This is a genomic window from Pseudomonas sp. GM30 (assembly GCF_000282275.2).
GTDB lineage: Bacteria > Pseudomonadota > Gammaproteobacteria > Pseudomonadales > Pseudomonadaceae > Aquipseudomonas.
Genome location: NZ_AKJP02000011.1, coordinates 391,668 through 418,469, shown reverse-complemented (window position 1 = coordinate 418,469; position 26,802 = coordinate 391,668). Strand labels below are relative to the sequence as shown.

Annotated in this window: 18 protein-coding genes; 13 read left to right on the top strand and 5 right to left on the bottom strand. The window is 60.4% G+C overall.

Annotated features, from left to right (window positions below):
- Nucleotides 1-85: 85 nt before the first annotated feature.
- Genes PMI25_RS09565 through PMI25_RS09550 form a run of 4 tightly spaced genes read left to right on the top strand, consistent with a single transcriptional unit; the run spans nt 86 to nt 5,212 of the window.
- On the top strand, nt 86-2,608 hold the full coding sequence (locus PMI25_RS09565; protein ID WP_007964482.1) for a CS1-pili formation C-terminal domain-containing protein: 2,523 nt from the start codon (nt 86-88) through the stop codon (nt 2,606-2,608).
- A 29-nt stretch (nt 2,609-2,637) separates the two neighbouring features.
- The gene (locus PMI25_RS09560; protein ID WP_007964484.1) at nt 2,638-3,897 is read left to right on the top strand and encodes a hypothetical protein; all 1,260 of its coding nucleotides are present in this window, start codon (nt 2,638-2,640) and stop codon (nt 3,895-3,897) included.
- Between the two features lie 59 nt (nt 3,898-3,956).
- Nucleotides 3,957-4,721, top strand: a complete 765-nt coding sequence (locus tag PMI25_RS09555; RefSeq protein WP_045122023.1) for a pilus assembly protein — start codon at nt 3,957-3,959, stop codon at nt 4,719-4,721.
- Complete coding sequence (locus PMI25_RS09550; RefSeq protein ID WP_007964488.1) at nt 4,718-5,212, top strand: CS1 type fimbrial major subunit; 495 nt, start codon at nt 4,718-4,720, stop codon at nt 5,210-5,212. Before PMI25_RS09555 ends, PMI25_RS09550 begins: the two co-directional genes overlap by 4 nt.
- A 48-nt stretch (nt 5,213-5,260) precedes the next feature.
- Here PMI25_RS09550 and PMI25_RS09545 read toward each other — a convergent pair whose 3' ends face one another.
- From PMI25_RS09545 to PMI25_RS09535, 3 genes are all read right to left on the bottom strand, one after another.
- Nucleotides 5,261-9,943 carry an NEL-type E3 ubiquitin ligase domain-containing protein gene (locus PMI25_RS09545; RefSeq protein WP_007964489.1) on the bottom strand — a complete coding sequence of 1,561 codons (4,683 nt, stop codon included), beginning with the start codon at nt 9,941-9,943 and terminating at the stop codon, nt 5,261-5,263.
- A 164-nt stretch (nt 9,944-10,107) separates the two neighbouring features.
- Nucleotides 10,108-13,221 carry a transglycosylase domain-containing protein gene (locus tag PMI25_RS09540; RefSeq protein ID WP_007964491.1) on the bottom strand — a complete coding sequence of 1,038 codons (3,114 nt, stop codon included), beginning with the start codon at nt 13,219-13,221 and terminating at the stop codon, nt 10,108-10,110.
- Nucleotides 13,222-13,579: 358 nt separating this feature from the next.
- Nucleotides 13,580-14,038, bottom strand: coding sequence for an REP-associated tyrosine transposase (locus PMI25_RS09535; RefSeq protein ID WP_007964493.1), 459 nt, complete (start codon nt 14,036-14,038; stop codon nt 13,580-13,582).
- A gap of 626 nt (nt 14,039-14,664) precedes the next feature.
- On the opposite strand from PMI25_RS09535, the gene PMI25_RS09530 reads away from it, so the two are divergent.
- From PMI25_RS09530 to PMI25_RS28050, 4 genes are all read left to right on the top strand, one after another.
- Nucleotides 14,665-16,083: an amino acid permease gene (locus PMI25_RS09530; protein ID WP_007964496.1), complete on the top strand. Its 1,419-nt coding sequence runs from the start codon at nt 14,665-14,667 to the stop codon at nt 16,081-16,083.
- 203 nt (nt 16,084-16,286) lie between these two features.
- Nucleotides 16,287-17,774 carry a glucosyltransferase domain-containing protein gene (locus tag PMI25_RS09525; protein WP_007964497.1) on the top strand — a complete coding sequence of 496 codons (1,488 nt, stop codon included), beginning with the start codon at nt 16,287-16,289 and terminating at the stop codon, nt 17,772-17,774.
- A 114-nt stretch (nt 17,775-17,888) separates the two neighbouring features.
- Complete coding sequence (locus PMI25_RS09520) at nt 17,889-18,251, top strand: GtrA family protein (RefSeq protein WP_007964498.1); 363 nt, start codon at nt 17,889-17,891, stop codon at nt 18,249-18,251.
- Nucleotides 18,248-19,918 carry a glycosyltransferase family 39 protein gene (locus PMI25_RS28050; RefSeq protein WP_007964499.1) on the top strand — a complete coding sequence of 557 codons (1,671 nt, stop codon included), beginning with the start codon at nt 18,248-18,250 and terminating at the stop codon, nt 19,916-19,918. The genes PMI25_RS09520 and PMI25_RS28050 overlap by 4 nt, the downstream gene beginning before the upstream one ends.
- Here PMI25_RS28050 and PMI25_RS09515 read toward each other — a convergent pair.
- The gene (locus tag PMI25_RS09515) at nt 19,827-21,446 is read right to left on the bottom strand and encodes an FMN-binding glutamate synthase family protein (protein WP_024164444.1); all 1,620 of its coding nucleotides are present in this window, start codon (nt 21,444-21,446) and stop codon (nt 19,827-19,829) included. The genes PMI25_RS28050 and PMI25_RS09515 overlap by 92 nt on opposite strands.
- Before the next feature lie 256 nt (nt 21,447-21,702).
- The gene (locus tag PMI25_RS09510; RefSeq protein WP_007968846.1) at nt 21,703-22,503 is read right to left on the bottom strand and encodes a helix-turn-helix transcriptional regulator; all 801 of its coding nucleotides are present in this window, start codon (nt 22,501-22,503) and stop codon (nt 21,703-21,705) included.
- 124 nt (nt 22,504-22,627) lie between these two features.
- Between PMI25_RS09510 and PMI25_RS09505 the strand changes: the two genes are divergently transcribed.
- The 5 genes from PMI25_RS09505 to PMI25_RS09485 all read left to right on the top strand — a co-directional run bounded on the left by PMI25_RS09505 (nt 22,628) and on the right by PMI25_RS09485 (nt 26,654).
- A complete protein-coding gene (locus tag PMI25_RS09505) occupies nt 22,628-23,449 on the top strand; it encodes a carbon-nitrogen hydrolase family protein (RefSeq protein ID WP_007968848.1) in 822 nt (273 codons plus the stop codon).
- Nucleotides 23,450-23,654: 205 nt separating this feature from the next.
- Complete coding sequence (locus PMI25_RS09500) at nt 23,655-24,980, top strand: APC family permease (protein ID WP_007968849.1); 1,326 nt, start codon at nt 23,655-23,657, stop codon at nt 24,978-24,980.
- Nucleotides 24,981-25,056: 76 nt separating this feature from the next.
- Nucleotides 25,057-25,491: an NUDIX hydrolase gene (locus tag PMI25_RS09495; protein ID WP_007968850.1), complete on the top strand. Its 435-nt coding sequence runs from the start codon at nt 25,057-25,059 to the stop codon at nt 25,489-25,491.
- A gap of 24 nt (nt 25,492-25,515) precedes the next feature.
- Complete coding sequence (locus PMI25_RS09490; RefSeq protein WP_007968851.1) at nt 25,516-26,154, top strand: LysE family translocator; 639 nt, start codon at nt 25,516-25,518, stop codon at nt 26,152-26,154.
- Between the two features lie 2 nt (nt 26,155-26,156).
- Complete coding sequence (locus tag PMI25_RS09485; protein WP_007968855.1) at nt 26,157-26,654, top strand: GNAT family N-acetyltransferase; 498 nt, start codon at nt 26,157-26,159, stop codon at nt 26,652-26,654.
- The last annotated feature ends 148 nt before the right edge of the window (nt 26,655-26,802 follow it).

Genomic DNA, 26,802 nt, shown 5'->3' with positions numbered 1-26,802 from the left:
CGTTACTTGTCCAGTAACGTAACCGGTCGGCAACTTTTAAGTTGCCCGGCCGGGCTTTTACTTCCGGTAATCAGAGTATTAATTCATGTATCCGATGACGCCCATCGCGGCTGCGCTTGCGTTGCTGTTAAGCAGCAGCGTATTGGCGGCGCCGCCGCCAGTCGATAATACCCCGCGAAGTTTGCTGGCTCAGGCGAAAGGTCTTCCGGCAGACTTTGAAGAGCATTTCTTTGATGTGCCTCTGGCGGTTCGTGTCGATCTTGATCAACAACCGCTGGGCGAGGCAATGATTGTATTGTCGCGCGATGATCGCATTACCTTGCTCGACTTCACCGACACCAGCGACAGCCGCATCAGTGCCGCCGAGCGTGAAACCTGGGCCAGCCTCCTCAAATCCGGTGTAGCGCTTGGCAACTGCAGCGGGCAATGCCCCGAGCAACTGCTGGCGGTGCACTACAACCTGGAAAATTCACTGCTTTCGATCGCCACCGAAAACGCCGAGCGCGATCTGCAGACGCAACGCTTCCATGAGCAGCCCGAGGGGGGCAGCAGCGGTCTGATGCTGCGTAATCAGCTGAACCTCAATGGCGGCCAGAACCAGGATCTGGGCGGACGTTTCGGCCTCGAAGCCAGTGCCAGTCTCGGCAACTGGAGCCAGTCCTTCAACATGCAACTGGCGCGCCTCGGCGGGCCAGACACCAAGACCTATCACGCGGTACACGAGCTTTTCACCCAGCGCGAACTGCAGGGCAGTTTTTTCCGCCTGGGCTATTTCACCCCCAATTCCGAAGGCCTGACCCGCCAGCCCCGTTCGTTCGGCACCAGCCCCGACACGGCGGTCGGCGTGATGTATGGCAGCTCCGACAGCCTGGCGGTCGACAGCCCGCGGCCCAGCGTCTACCCGATTTTCGTCACGGCCAATCGCCAGGCGTCGGTGGAGATCTACCGCGATGGCCTGCTGATCAACACGCAAGCCGTGCCGGCCGGTTTACAGACGCTGGACACCCGGCCCTTGCCCGGTGGCATCTACGAAGTCGAAGTCCGTCTGATCGAGGATGGCCAGACCACCTCGACCACCCAGGAGCTGGTCTACAAACCGGTGAACTGGCAAAACCTCGACCAGCGCTGGCGCTACAACCTGTTCGCCGGGCAGGAAAGCAAACTGCTGAGCAATTGGGAGGAACAGCAAAGCGGTGATCTCACCGCCGGCGCCGCGCTCAATTACCTGTTGCATCCACGGGTGATCCTCGGCCTGTCGGCGCGTCAGGTACGTGACACCTTGCAGTACGGCACCTCGATCGACTGGAGCCTGGCCGACAGCATCAGCCTCTTCGCCAACCTCTATCAGACCGAAGACCACGGCACCGGCGTCGATGTGCAGGGCCTGTACAACTACGGCGCCGGCAGCCTGGTGGTCAGCCACAACCGCAGCTGGCTCGACACCCGCAACAGTTACGACACGCTGCCCGACGGGACTCGCGTACGCCAGCGCAATGTGTTCACCGGCGAAACCAGTAACTCGTCGCTGGCGCTCAACCATCGCCTCAGCCGCAAGAATTCGTTGAGCGCACGGGTCTCGCACAGCGAAGGCAATGTCGACGGCGTTGGTATGGACCTGGGCTGGACGCAGCGCACCGAGCTGTTTGGCAGCGATGCCAACTGGCGCTTGTCGCTGTTCGACCGGCCGGGCAGCTACAGCAGTGGCGAGGCGCGTAATCGCGGGATCGACCTGAGCATCAACATGGCGCTGGGCGGGCCGGGCCAGCAGATTTCCGGGAGCATCGGCAGCCGCACCGCCCGCGATGGCGGGCGCGACAACAATGGCTCGATCGGCTATCGCAAGGATCTGCAGGAGCACATTCTGCAAAGCATTTCGGTCACGGCGCTGACCGACACCTACGGCGTCGGTCTTTCGAGCCTGGCCAACTTCCGTACCGACTGGGTCAATGGCGACGGCTTCGTGCAACGCTCGTCCTACAACGGCAATTTCACCGGTGGCGTGAACCTCGACAGCAGCGTGATCATTGGCGGTCAGCATCTGCTCATGACCAGTCAGCATCAGGGCCGCGGTGCCGGGATGATCGTCGATGTCGAATCGGATATCGCCGACATTGCCCTGCGCGCCGACGACCTCAGCGGCGGCAGCTCAGCGCTGCGGCCGGGGCGCAATTTCATCCCGCTCACGGCGTACCGCAACAGTTCGGTGGGCTTCGATTTCCAAGGCAACCACGTTCCGGCGGCCAGCATCGAACCGTCCCGCGCCCGCTATCACCTGAACAAGGGCGGCGTGGAGTACCGCAAGGTGCGGGTGATGAAAACCCTGACCGTGCTGGGACGCTTGCTCGACCCGCAAGGGCGCCCGCTCAAGGGCCATCACGTGATCAATCACGCCAGCCGCGGGGTCAGCGAAGTCGACGGGTTTTTCTCGATGGAAATGCACGCCGGTTCACCGACCCTCGAAGTGCGCTACGCCGATCAACTGCTGTGCCAGTTCCGGCTCGACACCGACAAGCATCGCAGTGAAAACAACGTGTTGATGATCGGTGATTTGCGCTGCTCGCCGGACACGTTGGCCGACGTCACCCACCAGGCACATACCGCGGGTTGATACGGCCTGCTTCAGGAGATTTTGCAGACATGAACGTCTCACCTTTGGCTACATCCCGGCGCTTCTTGCTGGCGGCTGTTGTGTTGGTCGCGAGCACGGTGTTGCCGGCTCACGCCGAACAGGTTTCGATTACCGCCGAGTTCAAGCCGGACTCGTCTTATCCACACCGCAACAAGTTTCAGAACACTACCCCTCCCAGTGGCTACTGCACCTACGACCCGGTGCAGTGCGAGCAGAACGAAATGTTCAGCTTGCAGGTGCCGATCCAGTTCAATTCCCGTACGCCGATCCTGGCCAATCATGCCTCGCCACGCCAGGGCGCGACGTTCCAGGTGCCCACGCAATGGCGTGAACTGACGGTCTATCACGAAACCACCCGCGAGCCGGAAACCGTCAGGGTGCGGATTGTCGGTATCGGTTCGCGCTATGTGACCGAGGACGTGATGAAACTGGTGGGCGGCGCCGCTGACTATCGCATCGCCCATAACCTGTTATGGGGATCAAGCTGGGTCAATGCCCCGGCGCCCTGTCTGTACAGTGGTGTGGGATTCTACTCCACCAATTCTTACGCCTTTTTCTGGAAAACTCCCTCGGCTACCGCCTGTACAAAGCAGGCCAGGTTCGATGTGCCGTGGCTGCGTCTGGAGTTCCTCGATTTTGCCTATGAACTGGAAACCCCCAACCCGTTGGGCATGTCGTCGGGGCGCTACATCGGTTCGCTGACTTACAGCGTAGGACCGAATGCAGACTTCGATTTCGGTGATGTGATGATACCCAGCAGTTCATCGCTGACCTTGAACTTCAATCTGGACGTACAGCACACGCTCAAGGTCGACATCCCGCCCGGCGGCGAGAAAATCCGTCTGGTGCCCGCCGGAGGCTGGCAGAGCTGGCTGCAGGCCGGACGGCGGCCGGTGAACCTGTTCCGCGATCAGACCTTCAACATCTCGGCGTCCTCACGTTTCAAGATGCAGATAATCGCCTGCGGCCCCGGATTCAATGGCGAGTGCGGATTGCAGGACAGTAAAAATTACCGTCGCGTCGAGCTGCACATCAGCGTCAGCATGCCCAACGGCATAACCGATCTTGCCGGTCAGCCCGTGAAACGCGCGCGATTGAAATCGGGCAATGCAAATGCCCTGTATTTCAAGCCGGGCTTCTATGTGGATCGAGCCCCGGGAACCCTGCATTTCGAGGTGCCGCCACATTCAATGGCAAACATGCTGCAGCCCGGGGTGAGCGACAGCTATTCCGGCGCTGTCGTGGTGGTCTGGGATTCGGATATCTGATGGACCTTATAGCGACGACTCGAGTCGGCATCGTGTTCAACGACCAAGGAATCAAGGTGATGAAACGTCTGTTGTTATTAATGTTTTTGAGCGGGTTGCCCTTTGCCCTGCAGGCCGGCCCGCAGATCAATGTCGGCACGGTCTATGACTACCTCGACGGTGACAAGAGCACCTACCTGAAACGAGTGTTCAACAGCGGCGACAGCACCGCATTCGTCAAGGTCAATATCCTCGAAATCCTCTACGACGCTGACGGTAACTCGCGGGAAATCGAAGTCAAAAGCCAGGCCGACATGAGCAGTCGTGACGGCCTGATGGCCAGTCCCGCACGGCTGATCGTGCCGGCCAACGGCATGCAGGGCACGCGTCTGTTGATGATGGGCGAGCGCGACCGGGAGCGTTACTTCCGCGTGCGGTTCATCCCGGTGGTTCCGGAAAAGGAGGACGAATTCGCTGTGTCCGCCGAGGAGCGTGAGCAATACCAGAACACCTTGTCGGCCGGGGTCAACGTCATGACCGGTTTCGGTACGGTGTTCTTTGTGCGCCCGAAAGACAGCCGTTTCGACAGCGTGATCGAAGACACCGCAGCGACCTATCGGGTGCGCAATAACGGCAACACCGTGGTCATGATCGACGAGTTTCGCAATTGCGCGCTGAAGGACGAGACCGCCTGCGAGCCGACCACCAAACACCACATCCGCGCGGGCAACAGTTTCGAGTTCGACAAGAAACCGGGACGCGAATACCGCTTCAATCTGGTGGAAGGCAACAGCAAGAAGTCCCAGCGCGTGGTCGGCCTCTCTTCAGGGGATCAACCGAGATGATCAGGCAATCGTTGATGACCCTGTGCGCGGGCATTCTGACGCTGCTCAGCACGGCGTCGTTCGCGGCACGCGAGGAGTACCGTTTCGAGGTGTCGGTGGATATTCCGGCGCTGGGTTTTTATGTAATACCGGCCGAGACGGACTGGATTCATCGTGCGCAGATTCTGCCGTGGAATGTCAGCACCAAACGCCTCGGCGGATTGCGCAAACACTTCGACGTCAGGCACGACACCAGTGCCATCGAGGCCCGGCTGGAGAGCGAAGCGTATCTGTCCAATGGCCGCGACGAGCAGAACATTTATCTGCGCGTCAGCTTCGCCGATACCGTGCTGACTCACGAGACGCCGCCGCGTCAGGTGGTCTCGGCGGAGCAGGCCAGGGCCGGCGGGCGTTACGTGCTGGAGATCCAGCCGATCACGCCCGCCGGCGGCTACAAGCCGGGGAGTTACTACGGCAACGTGCACCTGATCTTTAACGCGGCGGCGCCCTGAAGTTGCCCGGCCTGCCCGATGTGCAACGGGCAGGCCGTCACGCCGTCGTCAAAGCCCGGCGCGAGCCAGTGCTTCACGGGTCAGGCGCCGCGCCAGTTCCTTTTCGTCATCCGCAAGGTCGATCAGCAACCGGTCGAACAGCGTGTCGCTGATCGGCTGGTCATTGAACACCACGGTCGCTGGCACCGGCAGCTCGTTCATCAACGTCTTGAGCTGTTCGCGCAGGGCCGCGCGTTCCTCGGCCACCGCCGATTGCGTCCACTGGCGCTGGACCTCGCGCAGCGACTCAAGGGCTTCGTAGCGGCGCTGGAACAGGCGCTTGTTGCTTTCCAGGCGCACGGGATAGCGCTCGCTCAGGTACTCTTTCCAGAAGTCGAGCTCGAGCATCTGGTTGACCAGACCATCGCCTTCGCCCAGCGCCAGTACCGTGTCGTACGCCTGATCGATCATCGCGTCGGTGACGCCGGATACCGGACGGTAGAGCATGTCTTCGGACTGCCAGGGCAAGCCGAGACGCTTGGCCAGACCGGTCTGGTAGGCCAGATAGACTTCCACCTCGTCGGGGTTGCCGCCACGGCTGGCGACATCGGCCCGGGCGATTTCGTTGACCTGTTCCAGCCGCGCTGCGCCTTTGCCCAGCGTCACCAGTTTGCGTTCCAGCTCCTTCGGTTCGACCGAATAGGCATGGGCCTCGTAGGCGAGCACATTCACGCCCATGTGATTGAACAATTGCGCACCGGCATCGGCGCAATCCACCGGTGCCACCACCATGGTGAACAGTTTTTCACGCAAGCGGCTGTCGACGTGCACGGCGTCGAGCATGCGCCAGACGCGTTGCATCAACTGCTCGCGCGCCGTTCCGCCAGCACGGAAATCGGCAAACTCACGCACATTGAGTAACGTCGCCATGAACGGTTGGGCCAAGGGATCTTCCACCAGCTCCGTCCATGGTGTTTCGCGATCAATGCCCCAGCCCGGCACGTCGGACCAGTAGTCGGCGCCATAGTTGGAGATGATCGAGGTACTCGGGGTGGCGACAGGCATGATCGGCTCCGGTGGCAGTGCCATCGAACGGCGACTGTCCTGGTAGCGCAACTGGTTGAGGTCCGACAGCGCGGCGACGTCCAGGCGCGTGCGCGCCACCAGCCATTGCGCCTCGGAACCGCTTGGCACGTCGGGGATCACGGTCAGCGGGTTGCCGCGCAAGTCGAGCAGCAAACCGCGTGGCCGTGGCTTGGCCAGAATGCCGTCCGGCCAGGTGGTCAGCCCGGTGTTCTTCAGCGCCACCACCTTCAGGCGCGGCATGCGCGACAGATCAGGCGACAGCCCCAGCGGGTTGTCATCCATTCTCAGCACTTCGAGGTAGGTCAGGCTGCTCAGCCGTTCGACGGCGGCGCGATCCAGCTCAATGTGGTTGTTGTTCAGACGCAGGCGTTCGAGGCGGCGCATCGTGGTCCCGATGCGGTCCGGCAAGCGCGTCAGTTCGCAGTATTTGGCACTCAGCTCGACCACGTTCGGGAAGTCTTTGAGCAAGCCATTGGCGTCGGGGGAGAATCGCGTGTTGTCGAGTTTGAGCACCGTGACCCTGTCGAGAAACTTCTTCAGCGGCGGACGTTTCGCCCACCAGATCTCCAGATCCGTGGAGAGCAGTTCCCGCGACAGGTCCAGCGCATAGGCGGTCGGATCGGCGCGGTTACCCAGGTGCTCGTCCTTGCGTTCGAAACAGTCCAGCAGCCTTTCGAAAATATGCAGCCCGCCACCCTCGCGGAACGAATAGCTGCCCGGCCCCCAGGTATCCGGCTGCTGATAGCGCCAGCGATTGACAATGACCCGCAGCTCATCGAGGTCGTTTTCATGTGCCTCGATGGCCTTGAGCGGCTCGCCGCGTTCGGTCAGGGCACTGGCAAAGGCATCGACCTCGCCCGGGCTGAAATGCGGATGCAGGTCCTGGATGCGTTGTTCCAGAGTGACGGCGTTGCGGCTCAGCGCCGGGCCGCGCAGCAGAAGCATAGTAGTGAATTCAGCGACCCGGCGGATCGGCGAACTGGCGAGTATTGTGCGCCGCTCGCTGGGGGGCTGGGTTTTGGCGATGAGCCACTGCCTGAACGGTTCGACTTCGTCGGTTCGGTAGCCCAGGACGCTGTGGCCAGCGTGATTGATCGCCTGCAGGATTGCCTCGTACAGGCCAGTGGCAGGGTGGAGCGGCAGATCCGCGCCATCGCGCACCTGATAGCGATCGGCGGCGACCCGCACCAGCACCCGAACCCGTTCGGCGACCGCTGCACCGGCCTCGCAACGCAACTCGCCGTCGAACGTGCCTTCTCGGATTTCAATCCGCAGCGCCCCGAAGGTATCGCTGTAGTGCCGCAGCGCCCCGAGGATCAGCCGTTCGCTGTCGATGTTGATCAGAGCTGGCTGCAACAAACTCTGGGCAGCGCGCACGGACTGCAATTCAAACTGCACCTCGCGGGCGGTCGTGCGCAAACGCAAAGGCAGACGGCGTTGCGTCATGGCTTGCTGCTGTTCCATCGGTCTGGCCTGGGAGATCACCCGTTCGGCAAGGACCGGTGTCAACTGTGGACAATCCACCAACACCTGGCTGACCGCCGGCGAGAGAGGCGCGGCGGGCTGCGCCGGGCGCGCCGGGCCGAGACGCTCCAGCGTGTCGCTGAGCAACGGCGGTGGCGGAGTGTTATCCACATGCATGCGGCGCAGCACGTCCTCGTCGGTACCGGTCAGCAGGCGCAGGTGTTCCAGTTGCGCGTCGCTGAAGCCATCGGTGCGGTGACCGATGCGTCGCATAAGTGTTGGCCCGTCCCACAGACGCGGGTTTTCCGTTTCACAGACCCAGGCCCCGTCGGCGTTGTGCGCAAGCGTCGGCGCGTAGGCCCGGGGGCGTCGTGGATGGCGCAGACGGTGCTCCCCGGAAACCGGATCCTTGGTCACCTCGAACAGGTGTTGATCCAGGCGCAGCAGTTGTTTGTCCCCCAGCGTATGAACGCCGTGCGCATCGGGCCGGGCCGGGCTTGGCAGCGTCTGTTCCGGCAGGCGATAGGGCGCAAGATCGGGGTGCCACAGACGGGTCTGGCCATCGGCCAACTGCACCGGTTTCAGGCCTTCGACAAACGACGACAGCTTGACCCGTGCGACACGTCCCAGGCTGGCGCCAGCGGCGAAGGCGCCGAGCTGGACGATGCTTTGCAGCACGCCGAGGGCTTGCTCACCCGCTTCGGCCAAGTGCCCTTCGGCCATGTCGACGATGCCTTCAAAGACCCCGTCCAGCAGTTGATACGTGGTGTAGGCCAGCATCAATTCGCCGAGCCCCGGCACCAGCGGGGTCACCACCAGCAGCGCCACGTTGAAGATGTCCGCGAGGATTTTCCCCAGGTTGTCCCACCAGGCCCAGCGGGCCATGCGATCGGCATACTCGGTGGAAATGGCGATCTCCCGTGCGTCATTGAAGATCTTGTTGAGCTTCTGCTGATAGAAGTAAGCCCAGAGACTGCCGGTGTAGCGGGTATCGCGGTCGTCCTGGATTTTTGTCAGGCGAAAGCGCAGGTCGGGGTGATCCACAGGCGTTTCACGCCAACCGGGCAGGTCGGTTCCCGGCGGCACGGCGTGCCATTTCACGCTGCTCAGGCGGGCGTTCAGGCCTGCAAAAAAATGCCCGCGTTGCTGATGGTTGACGAACTGGCTGAAAAACCGCTGATAGCTGCCGGCAGAATCGCGGTCGCGCAGTTGCCGCGTCAGTTCCGCCATGAAATCCAGCGCCGAGGGGTATTGTCTGAGCGGGTGCTCCGGGTCATGGGGCACATAGGCAATCACCGGAACCGGGGCATTGGCGGTGTCCACGTCAGGGGCGATGAGGGTGATCCCGGTCAGCGCCGTATCCATCATGGCGAGGTTGTAATAGTTGATAGCCCGCCCGCGCCAGCGCAGGTCGCGCCGATCATCGAGCATGCCCTGCACGACCTCGTAGGCGTCGCGGTCGATGTCCTTTTTCGCCAGGGCCAGTTGGGCACAGACGCTCAAGGTACTTTTCTGACTGAAGATGACCCTGTACTGCAAAACCTGGCGGGCGACACGGTTGCCCGAGCGCAGAAACTCGTTCAGATGCTGTTCGTAGCGGGCGCCGATATTCAGCTCGCGGCAGAGTGACTTGAACTGCTCGATACTCAGTTGGTGCTTGAGCGGTCTGACCGTGAAGTGGCCGTTGGCATCGGGGCGGGTGATGAACTCCGAGTCCGGGCTGAAGGCCTCGTCCTGAGCAAAGTTATGCAATGCAGCGTCGAGCAGCGAGACGGTCCGGCTGGTAGTTGCACCGGCAAAGTCATGGGCCCACCACGCGCTGTTGACGGGTGCGTACAGGCGCAGCCAGGTGCTCTCGACGTCGTCTTCGACGCCGAAGCGCTGGTGCAGCGCCTGCTGTAATAACGGTTTGGCGAAGGCGTAGACGTCTTGCAGGCTGCTCAAGGCCTTGTCCACGTCGTTTTGTGCTTTCCAGGCATTTTGCATCTGCTGTTGCAGACGCAGATGTTCGGCGTCGGAGACCTCTTGATACCAGGCCGGCAGCTTCAGTCGGTGCAGCTGCAATTCATTGACCCGCTTTGCTGAGCTTGCGCGCAGCCAGGCCGGGATGGCTTTTTCGATCGTCTGATAATGAATACTGACATCCGGTGAGACGAGGTTCGCCGTGCGCGGCGGTTGCCCCTGCGGGGAAAGGGTGGGCATTGCTGGATCGTCCTTGATCAAAAATGGAGCGATCAGCCTAGGCAAGGGCAGCGGGTGAAAAAAGCGCAAATACCCGGTGGAAAACGCCGGGGTTGCGCACGGAGCCTTCGAAAAACACGGAGCGAAAAATACATTGTTACCACCCCGTCACCGGGCTTTCGTGCTTAGCGGGCGGCGGTGACTTCCGGTGCCTGGCACATCGTATGCGTGCCCGGTTGCAGGTACGGCGAGAGGATCGGTGCCATGCCCTTGAGCACCTGCACCGGCAACGCCGAGGTGAACTTGAAGTTTTCCGCCGAGCGCCCGGGGACGAACGCGGTGAGCGTGCCGAAGTGGTTGTTGCCGATGTAGAACACGAAGGTCGCGGTACGGTTGATCGACTTCGAACTGAGGATCCGCCCGCCAGAGCCGATGGCTTCGATGCGGTTGTCGCCGGTGCCGGTCTTGCCGCCCATCACCAGCGGGGTACCGTCGGCGGTTTTGAAACTGCCGGAAACCCGCTTCGCCGTACCCGAGTCCACCACTTGTGAAAGAGCCTCGCGCATTGCCGTGGCGACCTCCGATGGCATCACCCGTTTGCCCACATGCGGGTCGTTGGTCAGACGCGTTTCATACGGGGTGTCTGCAGCAAAGTGCAGGCTGTCGATGCGCAGGGTCGGCATGCGCACGCCGTCGTTGAGGATGGTGCCGATCAGTTCGGCCAGTGCGGCAGGGCGATCGCCGGAGCTGCCGATGGCGGTGGCCAGCGACGGCACCAGATGGTCGAACGGATAGCCGACTTTCTGCCAGCGCTGGTGGATTTCCAGGAACGCTTCGATCTCGAGCATGGTGCGGATGCGGCTGTCACGAGCGCCCTTGTGCTTGCTCTTGAACAGCCAGCTATAGACTTCCTGACGCTCGAACTGACTGGCCTTGACCACCTGGCTGAAAGTGGCGTCCGGGTTGTGCAGCAGGTAGCCCATCAGCCACAGGTCCAGCGGGTGGACCTTGGCAATGAAGCCCTGATCCGGCAGATCGTAGGTGCCCGGGCCGTAAGCGTCGTACAACCGGATCAGGCGATCGTCGGTGAGTTTCTCGGTGAGCTTGGCGCCTTTGAGGTGGGCACGGACGAAGCTGTTGAAGTCTTCCTGACTGGCATTGGGCAGCAGGTAGCGGTGTACAGCGGCCATGCGGATCGGCGTGGGGCGCATGCTGTCGAGGAAAGTGTCGAGGCGCGCCTGGGTGTCCTTGTTCTTGTATTTCTTCCAGAACTTGAGCAGGAACGAAGTGCCTTCGCGGTCAGCAAAACTGGCCAGGTATTCCTGACGCCGAGGGTCGCGGTCGTCCTTGAGCAACTCGGCGCTGCTGTTGGGGCCGGAGTAGGTGACGTAGCGCACCACATCGCGCATCAGCCGAATGAACGGCAGGTTGATCGACTCGCGCAGGGCATCGCGCAGGGTCGGCATGCGGCCGTTGTCTTCCTTGCGAAAGTTGTGGAACACGTGCAGGCCGCCACCGGTGAAAAACGCCTCGCCGGGGCTGGCCGAATATTTACGGTCGAGCGCGGCGCCGAGCATTTTCGACAGATCGTGGTCTTTGTTCTGGATCAGGTAGTCGATCACCCACTGGCTGAGACGGTCCTGATCCGGCACTTCGACTTTCTTCAATTCCGGCACGCTCATGGCGCCGTACTTGTCGTGCAGTTCGGAGATGATCTGCAGGTAAGTGGTGAGCACGCGCATCTTCGCCGTCGAGCCGAGCTCCAGCTTGCTGCCCTCGTTGATGTCGAACGGCTGGTCGGTGCTGTCGGTCTGCACGCGCACCCGCGAGCCGTCCGGGGTCAGTTCGAACAGGGTGAAGCTGTAGCGCACCTGGGTGGTGCTGGTCGGGGTGAGCAAGCGTTCGCCGATCAGGCCGATCTGTCCGGCGAACGCGGGATCGGCGAGTTTTTTCAGGTATTCGGTGGCCTGGGTCTGCAAGTCGCCCTGCAAGGTGCTGGTGGCTGAGAGGTCGAGGCGATCGAGGTCGTACAGCGGACGGTTGAGCATACTCGCCAGCCGGCTGCGGGCGACGCTGATGCCCTTGTTGGTTTCGATCGGCTGAATCGTCGGCTGAGTTTGCCAGTCGCGGTAAGTGACCTTGCTCGCCAGCGCGGCATCGGCCAGCGCGCTGTCGATCACGCCGTTCTGTTTGAGCAGGCGCAAGTGGCTGTCGGTGAGGTCGGCGAGTTCTTCACGGCCCTTGGTCAGGTAATGCGAAGGGCGGCGCTGGGCGATCATCAGCGAGAGCATTTCGCGCAGGGCCAGGCCTTTTTCGGCCATGGTTTTCGGATCGGTGGCCGGGCTGTTGAGCTGTTCGTTGGCCTTGTTGAAATCGCTGCCGTACCAGACCCGCAAACCTTCGGCCATGCCATGCACTTCACCGTGCCCCGGCACAGCGGAAAGCGGCACGCTGTTGAGGTAGTCGCGGATGATGTTCTGCCGCGCGCCGAGGGTTTGCGGGCCGGGCTGATAGGCGCGCACGCTGGCGGACAGCATCTGGCGGATCTTCTCGGCGCCAGACACGGTCAGGCCATCAGGCGAGTGCCGGTATTTTTCCAGTTGCGTGGCCAGGGTACTGCCGCCGGCTGATTGCCCCGGCAGGTGCAGCAACTTGGCCACCTGCGACCAGGCGGCCATACCGAAACGCGGCCAGTCCACGGCCGGGTTGGCCAGCGGTTGTTTGGGGTCGAGCAGAAAACGGTTTTCGATGAACAGCAGACTGCTGACCACTACCGGCGGAATCGCCGCGAAACTCGAATACAGCTGTTGTGGATACTTGTACTGATACAGCGGCGCGGCGCGGCAGTCGGTGATCGACAACCCGGCCTGGATCTTTTCTGAATAAGGCACGAACAGGCCTTTGTCGGTGTAGCTGAGCAGCGCCGGGGAAAAACGCGTCTGCTCGGTGATCACGTAGTCGCGCTTGAGCAGGCGCGGCAGGAATTCATCGAGGGAGCTGTAACCCAGACGCAGATCGAACGGCCCGTTGCCCGGATAGCGGATCGCTTCGCTGGGGCCGGGTTCCAGCTGATATTTGAGCGAGGCGGCGTACTGGCTCAGCTCCCGGGACTGGAAACGCGAGGTGCGCATCTCCTTGCTCGCGGCCAGACCCACCACGATGGCAATAATCAGCAGCAATAACCAGAACGCCTTCCAGCCATGCCGGTTGCGGCGTTTTTTGGGGGGGACAGGCGCTTCATCCACACGTTCAGTCGGAACCACGGCTTTACTCGAATCGGTTTGCCACAAAGCGCCCATAGTCGATTGATCCATTCACGCAGATTGATCGGACTTGACTGAAGCTTAGACGGTGGTTGGTGATGGGGAAAAAAAAGTGCGGGGAAGCCATCTGAACAAAACTGAAGTCGGTGGCTGTGGAGGTTATCTGTAGCGGGGGGATTTATCTGTGGTGAGGGGACTTATCTGTGGTGAGGGGATTTATCTGTGGTGAGGGGATTTATCCCCGATGGGCTGCGCAGCAGGCCCCGCAATTAAAATGCGGAGCCCCTTGTTCAGGGGCCGCTTCGCGCCCCATCGGGGATAAATCCCCTCACCACATTCAAATCTCCTAACCACAGATAAATCTCCTCACCATGATCGGGTTTCGGTAATGGACCTAGAGCCAACAGGCATCCCAGAGTGGGTAATCGCCAATCCGCTTCACCAATCCTGCCCGTAGCGGATTGGCGATGATGTAACGGGCGAAGGGTTTCAAGTCTTCGCCATCACGGATGGCGCGGTCGTGATAGCCGGTTTGCCAGAACGCGCCTTTTCGGTTCAGGGCGCGATTAATCGACAAAGTGCTGCGGGATTTCACCGCTTGCATCAGACGTTCAATATGCATTTCTTCCAGCTGGACCAACCAATGGAAGTGGTCAGGCATCACCACCCAGGCTATCGAATCGACCCATCGCTGGTCATGAGCTCGCCGGAGTTCCGCTACCAATAAACGACCCACCTGCCAATCGCTGAATATCCTGCGGCGCTGATACACCACTGCAGTTATCAGATAGGCACGTCCCGATTCCGAATAGCGCCCTCGGCGTAGCCTGTGTGAATGTAGATGTTTACGCATTCCGTTGCGTCCTTCGCGAGTTCAATCCTTATCCACGCTAGTCGCAGCATTCAAGAATTGGGTCTGCGATGACTGTACGAAATTTCCGAAAATTTCCAGGTGTCGCCTCCTCTGTGGCGAGGGAGCTTGCTCCCGCTCGGCTGCGAAGCAGCCGTAAAACCTGTGCACACGGTGTTTCAGGCAGATCGCGATTGCAGGGATCAGGGCTGCTGCGCAACCCAGCGGGAGCAAGCTCCCTCGCCACAGGGAATTTGACAGTCAAATTGATCGAAACCGCTGTGCTAGAGCCATCACCCACGCGATACCACCAACGCAGGTACATGACGATGCACCCATGCTGTGCAATACTCGCCGGCCTTTTTGGTGGCGAATATTCCTACGTAAAGCAGTTAATGCCTCTCCGTAAACCGGCTTTCTGCCGAGAGTTCCCGCTGAATGTTGTGGTTTATAGAGTGAAAAGCCCTGTCACAAGCTTTTTATACTGCACGCCCCGCTGATCTTGCAGGTCGGGACCTGCAAGGCGCGTTTGCCCACGAGGCAGGTGCGGTTTCGGCAAGCCTGGGCCTATCGGTCGACGCTTCGCCACTCGGTGGTCATATCCAATAACAAGACGAGGTTGTATCCCTATGCCAGTCGGCAATCACCTGCCCCATGGCGAGACCGCTCACGGCGGCCCGCTCAAACGCGAACTCGGTGAACGGCATATCCGCCTGATGGCGCTCGGCGCCTGTATCGGTGTCGGCCTGTTCCTGGGTTCGGCCAAGGCCATTGAAATGGCCGGTCCGGCGATCATGCTGTCGTACATTCTCGGCGGCCTGGCGATCCTGGTGATCATGCGCGCCCTCGGTGAAATGGCCGTGCACAATCCGGTGGCCGGCTCGTTCAGCCGCTATGCCCAGGATTACCTCGGTCCGCTGGCGGGTTTTCTCACCGGCTGGAACTACTGGTTCCTGTGGCTGGTGACCTGCGTCGCGGAAATCACCGCCGTCGCCGTGTACATGGGCATCTGGTTCCCCGATGTACCGCGTTGGATCTGGGCCCTCGCGGCGTTGGTCAGCATGGGCTCGATCAACCTGATCGCGGTAAAAGCCTTCGGTGAATTCGAGTTCTGGTTTGCCCTGATCAAGATCGTCACCATCATCGCCATGGTCATCGGCGGCGTCGGCATCATTGCCTTCGGTTTCGGCAACGACGGCGTGGCGCTGGGGATTTCCAACCTGTGGGCCCACGGCGGCTTCATGCCCAACGGCGTGACCGGTGTGCTGATGTCCCTCCAGATGGTGATGTTCGCCTACCTCGGTGTCGAGATGATCGGCCTGACCGCCGGTGAAGCGCGCAACCCGCAGAAAACCATCCCGAATGCGATCGGCTCGGTGTTCTGGCGGATTCTGCTGTTCTACGTCGGCGCGCTGTTCGTGATCCTGTCGATCTACCCGTGGAACGAAATCGGCACTCAGGGCAGCCCGTTCGTGATGACCTTCGAGCGTCTGGGCATCAAGACCGCCGCCGGCATCATCAACTTCGTGGTGATCACTGCGGCGCTGTCGTCGTGCAACGGCGGCATTTTCAGCACCGGGCGCATGCTCTACAGCCTGGCGCAGAACGGCCAGGCCCCGGCCGGTTTCGCCAAGACCTCCAACGGCGTGCCACGTCGCGCGCTGCTGCTATCGATTTTCGCGCTGCTGATTGGCGTACTGCTCAACTACCTGGTGCCCGAAAAAGTCTTCGTCTGGGTGACGTCGATTGCCACCTTCGGCGCGATCTGGACCTGGGTGATGATCCTGCTGGCGCAACTGAAATTCCGCAAAGGCCTGAGCGCCAGCGAACGTGCCGGGCTGAAATACAAAATGTGGCTGTACCCGGTCAGCTCTTACTTCGCGCTGGCGTTCCTGGTGCTGGTGGTCGGCCTGATGGCGTACTTCCCGGACACCCGCGTGGCGCTGTATGTGGGGCCGGTGTTCCTGGTGCTGCTGACGGTGTTGTTCTACGTGTTCAAGTTGCAGCCGACCGGTGAAACGCAGGGCGCGGTGCGTTCGGTTTCCTAAGCGGTAACGCTCGATAGCAAAAGCAAAAGATCGCAGCCTGCGGCAGCTCCTACACGGGATATTTATTCACCCTGCAGGAGCTGCCGCAGGCTGCGATCTTTTGACGTTTTACCGCTGGTCTGAAAGAGCGATCCAACTCACCTGAAAACGCTCACATTTCTATCAGATTCACATTCCGCGCAGCATTGAACCGAGGCGCGAACATGAGGACGAGCGCTTTTCTCGAACGAGAACTCAGTCAGCGGCAGGTCGCGCTGTTCTACCTGCTTGCCACCTCGTTGTACGTCCTGCCCCTGATCCTCGCCGACTTCCCCTACATCGACGACAACTGGCGCACGCTGGCAGCAGGTAATGCCTGGGCCGGGCAGGGGCGGTTGTTTGCCGACTGGTTTTTTCAGGCGCTGAGCTTTACCGATGCTGCGCCGAACATCTTCCCCTTGCCACTGTTGCTCGCCTCGGTTGCGATGAGCCTGGCGCTGACCCGCCTGACGTTTCACTACTTCACTGAACCGACGCTGGCCTCTTGTCTCGTTGCGTTGCCGCTCTGGTATAACCCGTTCCTGTTGCAGAACCTGTCCTACCAATACGACGGCCCGATCATGGCCCTGAGCATGGTCGCGGTGATCTGCGCCATCACGTTCGAAGGTGCATCGCGGGTGCAGCGCTGGCTGGTGCCGGCGGCGTTGCTGGGATTGGCGATCGGGCTGTATCAGATCAGCTTCAATGTGTTTCTCGGTCTGTGTTGTGTCGAGTCGATCAGGGCTGTTCAGCGGCAAACGCCGTGGCCGGAGATCCTGCGAATGGTGGGCTGGAAGCTCGCACAAGCAGGCCTGGGGATCCTGATCTACAGCGTCACGGCTTACCCGTTCATGGAGACGTTGCGAAAAACGGATCTGTTGAACCTGCACACCAACCCGCTGTTGCAGATCGGCATCAATTTCGCTCGGATTGTGGAGAGCGTTGCCCTGTTGTTTCACGGCGGCTACGCCTGGATTTTCGCTGCGCTGGTGTTGTGTGCGGTTGCCGGCGGTGTGCGCATGGTTCTTTGTCGCGAGCATCGTTGGCCGAGCTTGCTGCTGTGCTTGCTTACGCTGCCTGTCCTGGCATTGCTGGTGCCGGGGATCACGCTGCTGTTCCGTGACTTCAATGAAGGCGCGCGGACCCTGATGGGGTTCGGCGTGTTGCTGTCGGGATTGTTCTATCTGGCGCACGTTGCGCTGGCATCCGGGCACCGTCGCTTGCCCTTGCTGCTGATCATTCCGCTGCTGGCGACACTCTCGCTGTCCTTCGCGTACGGCCGGGTGCTGAGCCTGCAGAAAACCTTCGCCAGCAGCGCGCTGTACAGCCTGAGCCACGACATCGCCGCCCATCGCGAGCTGCGTGAAGCCAAGCGGATTTACCTCTCGGTAAGCTACTCCGATCGCTGGCTGACCAGTGCGACCGGTTCATTCAAACAGCTGCCGGTGCTGCACTATCTGCTCAACGTCGACTACTTCATCCTTGCGGAAAACCTGTCGGCAGCAGGCATTACCAACGTGGTCGCCGAACGCGAACGGCGCAACGCCACCCGCGTCGGCTACCAGGGTTTTCCAGCGCTGGTGGACAGCCTGTATTACCGGATTTACCTGATTGGCGATTACGGTTTCATCGTCATGAAAGAACCGCCTCACGGCAGAAAGCTGCAGTGGTAAGGCCGACCGTCCGTCGCAATCCACCCTGTACCTGTAATTTCTGACAGTAGACCATTCAAGCGCCATGCCCTAGCTTCGAAAGTCAGCCGGACCAAGCCATGACAAGGAACCGTGATGAAAGGATTTCCTGCGCTGACAGTGATTGGAATCGCCGATGCCCTGATCCACTGGCAGATTTTTTTCGTCCTGTGCAGCGCCATCGGATTGACCCAGTCAGCCAGTAACTTCGCCGCGTTCTGCGTGGCGGCGGCGTTCTCGTTTTACGTGAATATGCTCTACACCTTCGACAGCAAAACGCCGGTATTCGGCTATTTGCTGTTTATCGGGCTGATGGGCGGAGCCAGTTTCGGCATCGGTGCGATTGCCGATGCGCGTGACTGGAGTGGTCTGCTGACGGTCATGGTGTTTACCGCGCTGAACCTGACGTTGGCTTACGGCTTTTTCCGGTTTGCGCTGTTTCGCGGACAACGGACATGAAAGCCTTGGTGGCCGTACCTTTTTTCAAAGACGCGAATGTTTCAGTGCGGGCTGATCGGCTGGTTCTGGCAACAGTGCTGATTATTGCGCTGTGCGTGCGGTTCTACTCCATTACAGTCCCCGCGATCTGGTATGACGAGGCTTACAGTCTGCTGCTGGCGCGAGAGACACCGGCTCACATCTGGACGCAGACGGCGCTGGATGTGCATCCGCCGCTTTACTATGTGCTGCTGCATTATTGGGTGACGGTGTGGGGAGAATCTGCACTGGCGGCTCGTGCATTCAGTGCGCTGGCCGATGTTGGCACGTTGCTGCTTTGCACCAAGCTGATGAGCCTTGTTTCTACTCGTCGGGCAACCTGGATCGCAGCATTGCTGTTGGCGTTACTGCCGATTTCGGTGCGTTACAGCCAAGAAGTGCGGATGTATGCACTGCTCGGGTTTTGGCTGATGGGAGCGACGGTAGCTCTGGTGTGCTGGGCGCGACATCCTGGGCAAAAACGCTTTGCGTTGATCTATGTTTTGCTGATGATTGCCGCGTTTTATACCCACTACTTCGCAGGGTTGTGTGTGCTGGTGCATTGGTTGTTCTGGTGGCAAAACCGGGTGAGTGCTAAAGCTGCCGCGATTGCGCCAGATCGATGGTTGATTGCCAACTTCGCCGTAGTGTTTTGGTATCTGCCCTGGATACCTTCTTTAATCGATCAGCTTTCGGACACGAGCAATTTGGGGTGGATCGTGCCCGTGACTCTGAGAGGCGCATTGAATCTTGTCTGGCAGTTCATCGTGATGGGTGAAGGCATTTCGCAACCTTCCATTTGGCACTTGGTGCCCTTCGCATTGATGCTGTTGTGCGCCGCAATTGCCATTGTGAATAAATCGATTGAGCGGCGATTCAGTGTATTGCTGGTCAGTTACTTCTTCGTACCTGTGATCGCTCTTTATCTGATTGGCTTTGTTATTCCTTTGTTTGTGCCCCGATATTTGATGTTTGCGGCACCTGGTATTGCAATGATTGCAGCTGTGTCGCTGGATACCTTGCACCAACTCCGGCCACTGTGGGCCAAATTGGTATTGATGCTTTTGATCGTTGTGCAACTGTCTGGGCTGATCGAGGTTTATCGGCAAACCGATGGAATGAATGGCACAGGCATGCGCCGAGATTTGAGATTCTCCCAATTGATGATGCAGTTGACTCAAGTAACTCAGCCGGATGACGAGATCGTCATGGCCAGTATTTTTTGGTTTCCGACATTTGCCTACTACAGCAACACTTCAATCAGTCCAAAGTTTGAAATTCGTTCATCAATGGATGATTTTCTACGCCTCAGCAGTCGTGGCGTCTTTAGCCTGATCAATGATCCTGCAGCCAGCGGCTATTTGGATGGTGTGACGGTTTTGGACTGTCGCAGCCAGAGAATATGGTGGATTACGGACAGCTACTCGTCAGTTGACGGACCCATATTTACGAGGGGAAGGGCGCCTTCTCTCACACTTCATGGCGGGGATATTTCAGCATACCTGTTTACTCCAGAATCAGTGCCGGCCCCAGTACGGGGCGGCACACATCCTGTGCTTACGCCGCCGCTATCTCCTGCGGCTCAAAACTGTCCGCCCGCGCCATCTGCCACATCCGCGAATAGAACTCGCCATTCACCTCACCCGTGAGCAATTCCCCCGGTTTCAGGAACACATGCAGCTGCGAGAACAGTTTGATCTCGGTCGCCGACATGCGGCGTACCAGGTGCTTGGCCGACAGTTGCGACGGATGCTCAAGGCCGGCCGCTGCCAACATTTCCGCCAGCGCCTTGAGCGTGTTGCGGTGGAAGTTGTAGACGCGCTGGGCCTTGTCCGGGACAACGAGGGCGCGTTGGCGCAGAGCGTCCTGGGTGGCGACGCCGGTCGGGCATTTGTTGGTGTGGCAGCTTTGCGACTGGATGCAGCCGATGGCGAACATGAAGCCGCGCGCCGAGTTGGCCCAGTCGGCGCCGATGGCCAGGACGCTGGCGATGTCGAAGGCGCTGACGATCTTGCCGCTGGCGCCGAGTTTGATCTTGTCGCGCAGATTCAGGCCGACCAGGGTGTTGTGCACGAACAGCAGGCCTTCGCGCATCGGCACGCCGATGTGGTCGGTGAACTCCACGGGTGCGGCGCCGGTGCCGCCTTCCTTGCCGTCGACCACGATGAAATCCGGCAGGATGCCGGTTTCCAGCATGGCCTTGGCGATGCCCATGAACTCCCACGGATGCCCGAGGCAGAACTTGAAGCCCACCGGTTTACCGCCGGACAGTTCACGCAGTTGCTGGATGAAATGCATCATTTCGATTGGCGTGGAGAACGCGCTGTGGCGTGACGGCGAGATGCAGTCTTCGCCCATCATGATGCCGCGGGTGTCGGCGATTTCCTGGGTGACTTTGTGCTTGGGCAGGATCCCGCCATGACCCGGTTTGGCGCCTTGACTCATCTTGATTTCGATCATCCGCACCTGCGGATTCTGCGCCTGAGTGGCGAAGCGTTCCGGGTCGAAGCGGCCATCGCTGGTGCGGCAGCCGAAGTAGCCGCTGCCCAGTTCCCAAGTCAGGTCGCCGCCGTGTTCGCGGTGATACGGGCTGATGCTGCCTTCGCCGGTGTCGTGGGCGAAGTTGCCGAGTTTGGCGCCCTGGTTCAACGCACGGATCGCGTTGGCGCTGAGCGAACCGAAACTCATCGCGGAAATGTTGAACACCGAGGCCGAATACGGCTGCGTGCACTGCGGGCCACCGACGGTGACGCGGAAACTGCTCGGGTCGCTCAACGGCGCCGGGCGCATCGAGTGGCCGATGAATTCGAAGCCTGATTGATACACATCGATCAAAGTACCGAACGGCTTGTCGGCGCTTTCATTTTTCGCCCGCGAATACACCAGCGAGCGTTGAGCACGGGAGAAGGGCAGGGCGTCGCTGTCGGATTCCAGCAGGTACTGGCGGATCTCCGGGCGGATGCCTTCGACCAGATAACGGATGTTGCCCAGAATCGGGTAGTTGCGGCGCACCGCGTGCGGGCTCTGCAGCAGGTCGAACAGACCGAGCAGGCTCAGTACGCCGGTGACGGCGGCGATCGGCCACAGCCAGTCGTGTTCGAGAAAGGGCAGGCTGGCGAGGGTGAAAATCACGCAGACGGCAAAGAAGGCGTAGCGGCTGAGGAGTGACAGGCTCATACGGTTTCCTTGGTTCGGACTCAATGGTTTGCAAACCTGTGGCAGCAGGCGGGCCTGTTGATGAGATTTATTGTGGTGAGGGGATTCAGCGAAACGTCGCACCGCCCCGATGGGTGGCGAAGCCGCCCCAAAACCATTCACTGCGGTTTAACTGAAAGACCGCATGCATAGACTTGGGGCTGCTGCGCAACCCATCGGGGATGAATCCCCTCACCACAGAGAATCTATCGACACAGGAAAACATTTCCATGCGTTATCAGGCGCTCTGCGCCTGGAGAAAAATCGAAAACAGCTCCGACTGGGATTTGATCCCCAGCTTGCTGTACATGTGTTTCTTATGGACTTTCACGGTTTCGACGGAGATTTCCAGCTTACGGGCGATTTCTTTACTGGAGCAACCGCTGAGCATCAACCGCCCGACATCCAGCTCCCGGGCGGTCAGTTGCGCGCCTTTGAGTTGTTGCACCGACGCTTCCAGTTGCACCCGCCAGTCCGCCGGTGCAGGCGCGGCAGCGAGGGCCACGGTCTGGTTGATCTCGTACGGCAGGCGCTGGCGCAACAGGCCCAGCACCCACGGCTGGATCAAAGACAGCAAAGCGATCTGTTCGCCAGTGAAACGTTTTTCACTGCCCAGCGACAGGCACAACGTGCGCTCACCTTCGAGCTGACAATTGAACTGGATTTCGTCAGCGACCACATTCAGACGAAAGTATCGCTGGTAATACTCGGTCAGCTCGAAATGCTCCGGCGCCACCTCCGACAGGCGGTACAACCCGGTGCGCGACTGCTCGCGGCAGGCGATGTAGAACGGGTCGAGCAGGTACAACCCGCGCAGATAATCCTGAAACAGCGGGTCGGGACTGCCGTCTTCGCCGGGGCATTCGGCGAATACCTGCGGGTGCTGGTCGGCACTGAACAGCAGCGCCACCCAGCTATCGAATGCCACGTACTGGTCGAGCAGACGTACCAGTTGCGCCCAGAAATTCGGCTTGTCGAGCGCGTCGATCAGTTGCCCGACGGCGCGGTGCCAGGTGATGTCATCAAACGAAACGGACATGGACTACCCCTATCGGGTTACCCCGGCCGCGTGATTCCCTGGCCGGTTGCTTGCTGCGCATACTGGCCCACAGACAGCCACCGGGCAATCTTTCAGCGCCCGGCCATGACCTCAAGGACTCGCGATGAAAGTCGAACTCGCCCAACTGGCGGGCCGTGACAAAGACACGGCGTACAACCTCGAACGTGCTCTCACGGCGATTGCCGCGTGCGCCGCCGACACACAACTGATCGTATTCCCGGAAACCCACCTGATGGGCTTCCCGAGCGCCGACACCGTGGCGCAGATCGCCGAACCGCTGGATGGCCCGACCATCCGCGCCGTGCTGGCCGCCGCCCGCGAGCGCAACATCGCCGTGGTGATCGGCATGGCCGAGAACGACAGCGGTCACTTCTACAACACCACGCTGCTGATCACTCCCGAAGGCATCGCGCTCAAATACCGCAAGACCCACCTCTGGGCGTCGGATCGCGGCGTGTTCGAGGCGGGCGACCGCTATGCCACTTGCGAGTGGAACGGCGTGCGCGTCGGCCTGCTGATCTGCTACGACATCGAGTTCCCCGAATCCGCCCGCGCCCTGGCGCAACTGGGCGCCGAGTTGCTGATCGTGACCAACGGCAACATGGACCCCTACGCCCCGACCCACCGCACCGCGATCATGGCCCGGGCGCAGGAGAATCAGGCGTTTGCGTTGATGGTCAACCGCGTCGAGGCCGGGGATGACGGCTTGATGTTTGCCGGCGGCAGTGCGCTGGTCGATCCGCTGGGGACGTTGCTGTTCGAAGCTGGACGCGAAGAAGGGCAGTTCAGCGTCGAGTTGGATTTCGACCGGTTGGAGATTGCGCGCAAGGATTATCGCTATCTGGATGATCAGCGGTTGAAGCTGCCGGGGGAGGTGGTGGAGCACGCGTGCGGATTGCGTGAGTTGCTGATTCCTGCGCGCTGATCCGGGTTCTGTGTCGTCGGGCTGACGCCTTCGCGAGCAAGCTCGCTCCCACAGGGGAGCGCGGTCACTGTGGGAGCGAGCTTGCTCGCGAAGAGGCCAGCCCAGACAACACACCTGCTTGATCCAAAAAACAACAACACACACCCGAAACATTCGCCGAACTCGGCTCTGCCATAAATCCAATAAAATTCGGAGTAAGTCGCTCATGGCTCGTTTGCAACGCACCCTGTCATTAGGCTCGGTGGTGCTGTTCGGCATCGCCTACATGACGCCGATCATTGTCCTCGGCACCTTTGGCATCCTCGCGCAATCCACCGCCGGCATGGTCCCGGCCGCGTATCTGGCGGCACTGGTGGCGATGTTCTTTACCGCCATGAGTTACGGGCGCATGGCCGCTGCGTTCCCGGTCGCCGGTTCCGCCTACAGCTATGTGCGCAAGGCGATCAGCCCCAAGCTCGGCTTCATCGCCGGTTGGGCGGTGTTGCTCGATTACCTGTTCCTGCCGATGGCCATCTGGCTGATCGGCGCGGCGTATCTGGCGTCGGCGTTCCCGTCGATCCCGCAGTGGATCTGGGTGCTGGCGTTCATCGGCATCACCAGCGCGATCAACATCATCGGCCTGAAACTGGCCAACGGCATCAACGCCTTGCTGATGCTCGTGCAATTTCTGGTGCTGATCGCCTTCGTCGCGCTGTGCGTGCACTACGTTGGTGGCGATGCGCGCACGCCGTTGTGGTCGATCAAACCGTTTTTCAACGGCGACATGCAGATGCCGCTGATCATGAGCGGCGCGGCCATCGCCTGTTACTCGTTCCTTGGCTTCGATGCGGTCAGCACGCTGACTGAAGAGACCCGCGAGCCACGGCGCACCATTCCACGGGCGATCATGTTGATTACGCTGATTGGCGGGCTGATCTTCGTCGGCGTGTCGTACTTCGTGCAGATCGCCCACCCGTCGATCCAGTTCGACAGCGTCGACTCGGCGGCCTATGAAATTGCGCGCAACATCGGCGGCGATCTGTTCGTCTCGATCTTCCTCATTGGCTTGATCGTCGGCCAGTTCGCCTCGGGGCTGTCCGCTCAGGCCAGTGGTTCGCGCCTGCTGTTTGCCATGGGCCGCGACGGCGTGTTGCCCAAGTCGTTTTTCGGCACCTTGCATGCGCGCTTCGGCACACCGGTCAACAGCATCCTGCTGTGTGCAGCGGTGGCGTTGCTGGCACTGAAACTCGACGTGACCACCTCGACCTCGTTCATCAACTTCGGCGCGTTTCTGGCGTTCAGTCTGGTCAACCTGTCGGTGATTTTTCACTACTGGATCGGTGGCGAGAAAAAAGGCCCGCGTGAGCTGGTGCTGTTTCTGGTGTTCCCGTTCATCGGGCTGGTCGCGGACTTGTGGCTGATGGTCAGCCTGGATCACCTGGCGGTGTATCTGGGCCTGAGCTGGCTGGCGATTGGCGTGGTGTATCTGGCGGTGCTCACCGGCGGCTTTCGTCGTCAGCCACCGGAGATGGATTTCCAGGAAGCCACGTAAGAACTCGGCAGCGGCTTTGCTGCGCAACGGCAAGCATGTGATGCTTGCCGTTTTTGCACCAAAGGCTTTGTCTGACATGTCGACTTTTTCCGCTCCACCTTCCGGCCTCATTCGTATTGCCGCCGCACTGTTGCTCAACCCCGAAGGCCGGACCCTGCTGGTGCGCAAGCGCGGCACCACGGCGTTCATGCAACCGGGCGGCAAGATCGAAGCGCATGAGTTGCCGGTGCACGCGCTGGCCCGTGAGCTGGAGGAAGAGCTGGGCTTGCAGATCGATCCGGCGCAGGCCGCTTTTCTCGGCCAGTTTTCGGCGCCGGCCGCCAACGAGCCGGGGTTTGTGGTGCAAGCGCAGATATTTCAGCTGACCATCGACGCCGATGTGATGCCCGCTGCCGAAATCGAGGAAGTGCTCTGGATCGATCCCGCCACTGATCCCGCTGTCGTTCTGGCGCCATTGACACGCGACCTGATCCTGCCGTTTTATCGCAACTCGCTGACCGCGATTGCCTGATCATCCACGCACAGGACGCTCACCATGATCCCGCTCCACGACCTGCTGATCTTCGCCGCCGCCGCGCTGTTGATGGTCCTGACGCCAGGGCCGAACATGATTTACCTGATCTCGCGTTCGATCTGTCAGGGACGCAAGGCCGGGGTCACCTCGTTGCTCGGTGTGGTGGCGGGATTCTTCGTGCACATGTTTGCCGCGGCTGCGGGTTTGACCGCGGTGTTTCTGGCGGTGCCGCTGGCTTATGAAGTGCTGAAATGGGCCGGTGCACTGTATCTGCTGTGGTTGGCCTGGCAAGCGGTCAAACCCGGTGCGCGCTCACCGTTCGAAGCACAGCAACTGCCGCCGGACTCGTCGCGCAAACTGATCAGCATGGGCTTTCTCACCAGTGTACTGAACCCGAAAATCGCCGTGTTCTACCTCTCGGTGTTTCCGCAATTCATCAGCCCTGAACACGGTTCAGTGTTCACCCAGAGCATCATGCTTGGCCTGACCCAGATCAGCGTCAGTTTCAGCGTCAATCTGCTGATCGCACTGTTCGCGGCGGGCATTGCCTCGTGGTTCGTGCGCAATCCGACATGGCTGGCACTGCAGCGTTATTTCATGGGCTTTGTACTCGCCGGTCTGGCCGTACGGCTGATGCTTGAACAACGCAGGACGGCCTGAGCATGTGGATCGAACGCCTCGACGCCAGCCACGCGCTGGCTTACCGCGAGCTGATGCTCGAAGCCTATGACCGCCATCCGCAGGCCTTCACCTCCAGCGTGCGCGAGCGCGCGGTGATGCCGTTGAGCTGGTGGGAAGGGCGTTTGACCAGCAAACTCGATGTAGTACTTGGCGCGTTCGAGAACGGTGCACTCGCCGGTATCGTCGGCCTGGCCTTGGAACCGCGTGAAAAGGCCCGGCACAAATCGACCTTGTTCGGGATGTACGTTTCAGCCGACTTTCGCCAGCACGGTCTGGGGCAGAAACTGGTCGAGGCGACCATCGCCGAAGCCCAAAGCCATCCGGCGCTGAAACTGATCCAGCTGACCGTCACCGCCGGCAACGACGCCGCGTTCAAGCTGTACCGGCGCTGCGGTTTCATCCAGTTCGGGCTTGAGCCTCTGGCGGTGCGGGTTGGCGAAGACTACTTCGACAAGATCCACATGTGGCGTGAACTCTGATCGTCCCCCTAAGTGAGAGGTTTTTGTGGCGAGGGGATTTATCCCCGATGGGCGGCGAAGCAGCCCCAGACCCTACAAACGCGGCCTATCTGCAACACCGCGTGCACAGCTTTCAGGACTGCTGCGCAGCCCATCGGGGATAAATCCC